The sequence below is a fragment of the Massilia sp. CT11-108 genome, assembly GCF_047302915.1.
GTDB lineage: Bacteria > Pseudomonadota > Gammaproteobacteria > Burkholderiales > Burkholderiaceae_D > Telluria > Telluria orientalis.
In genome coordinates this window covers 1-967 of record NZ_JBKYMO010001005.1, presented here as the reverse complement: position 1 = coordinate 967, position 967 = coordinate 1, and the positions used below count along the sequence as shown (strand labels likewise).

The 967-nt window shown below is 70.4% G+C and carries 1 protein-coding gene and 1 pseudogene; both read left to right on the top strand.

Going from position 1 to position 967, the window contains the following annotated elements; all coding sequences use genetic code 11:
• Positions 1-387: pseudogene (locus ACEN88_RS32730) on the top strand (catalase); the annotation flags it as partial.
• Positions 388-404: 17 nt separating this feature from the next.
• Positions 405-967 (top strand): formate dehydrogenase accessory sulfurtransferase FdhD (locus tag ACEN88_RS32725; protein ID WP_413346436.1); only part of this gene is annotated, 563 nt, incomplete at its 3' end.

Sequence of the window (967 nt, the reverse complement as noted above, 5' to 3'; positions counted from 1 at the left end):
GACGGCCTGCGCGACGCTGTCGTGGAACACTTCGCGAGCGAAGGCGGCGAGTGGGAACTGCGGGTGCAGCTGTGCACGGACATCGACCGCATGCCCATCGAGGACGCGTCCGTCGAATGGCCGGAAGACCTGAGCCCGTACGTGACCGTGGCGCGCCTGCGCGCGGCGCCGCAGAAGGCGTATGGCGACGACCTGGCACGCCTCGTCGACGACGGCATGCAGTTCAATCCGTGGCATGCGCTGGCCGCGCATCGTCCGCTCGGCTCGATCATGCGGGTGCGCAAGGCGGTGTATGCGATGTCGAAGCGCTTCCGCGCGGAGCGCAACGGCAGCGCGATCGCGGAGCCGCGCGACGTCGAGGGGGTGAAAGCCGCGGCGCGGCGCTGATGGTATCATCGGCGTCGATGAATCCCCTTCACGATCCCGAGACCGACGCCTTGCCGCTCACGGCGCATCCGCGGCGTGTGCTGCGGATGCGCGCGGGCGTACTTGCCGAGGTGGACGACCTGGTGGTCGACGAGGTCCCCGTCGCGCTCGTCTACAACGGCATCTCGCACGCCGTCATGATGGCGACGCCGGCCGACCTGGAAGACTTTGCGCTCGGCTTTACACTGAGCGAAGAAATCATCGTGGGGCCGGGCCAGTGCTACGGGATCGACGTCGAGCCCGCCGCGGGCGGCGTCGCCGTCCAGATCGAGATCGCCGGCAGCGCGTTCATGGCGCTGAAGGAGCGCCGCCGCAGCCTGACGGGGCGCACGGGCTGCGGCCTGTGCGGCGTGGACAGCCTGGACCAGGTCTGCCGCGCGTTGCCGTCCCTGGCGCCGGCGCGCGGTTTTCACGTCGACGGCGTACGGCGCGCGCTGGGCGCGATCGGCGCGGAACAGAAGCTGACGAAGCTGACGGGCGCCGCCCACGCGGCTGCCTGGTGCGGCATGGACGGCACCCTGCACATCGTGCGCGAGGACGT